Consider the following 794-nt stretch of genomic DNA (forward strand, 5'->3'; position numbering starts at 1 on the left):
GCGCAACAAATCCGCTTTACGGATATCGCTGCGTTGAATTTATCCGTACTGGAAAAAATGGATATGCGCGAACCACAATGTGTGGACGATGTGTTATCTGTTGATGCGAACGCGCGTGAAGTCGCCAGAAAAGAGGTGATGCGTCTCGCAAGCTGAGGTACCCTCGAGATGAGTTTTGATATTGCCAAATACCCGACCCTGGCACTGGTCGACTCCACCCAGGAGTTACGACTGTTGCCGAAAGAGAGTTTACCGAAACTCTGCGACGAACTGCGCCGCTATTTACTCGACAGCGTGAGCCGTTCCAGCGGGCACTTCGCCTCCGGGCTGGGCACGGTCGAACTGACCGTGGCGCTGCACTATGTCTACAACACCCCGTTTGACCAATTGATTTGGGATGTGGGGCATCAGGCTTATCCGCATAAAATTTTGACCGGACGCCGCGACAAAATCGGCACCATCCGTCAGAAAGGCGGCCTGCACCCGTTCCCGTGGCGCGGCGAAAGCGAATATGACGTATTAAGCGTCGGGCATTCATCAACCTCCATCAGTGCCGGAATTGGTATTGCGGTTGCTGCCGAGAAAGAAGGCAAAAATCGCCGCACCGTCTGTGTCATTGGCGATGGCGCGATTACCGCTGGCATGGCGTTTGAAGCGATGAATCACGCGGGCGATATCCGTCCTGATATGCTGGTGGTCCTCAACGACAATGAAATGTCGATTTCCGAAAATGTCGGCGCGCTCAATAACCATCTGGCACAGCTGCTTTCCGGTAAGCTTTACTCTTCGCTGCG

1 protein-coding gene is annotated in these 794 nt (G+C 53.9%); it reads left to right on the forward strand.

The features are described 5' to 3' along the window. Nucleotides 1–168 precede the first annotated feature (168 nt). Nucleotides 169–794: 1-deoxy-D-xylulose-5-phosphate synthase N-terminal domain-containing protein (locus HW130_RS35180; RefSeq protein WP_256356539.1), on the forward strand; the 626-nt coding region annotated here is incomplete at its 3' end.

Source organism: Streptomyces sp. PKU-EA00015 (genome assembly GCF_013387495.1).
Taxonomy (GTDB): Bacteria; Actinomycetota; Actinomycetes; order Streptomycetales; family Streptomycetaceae; genus Streptomyces.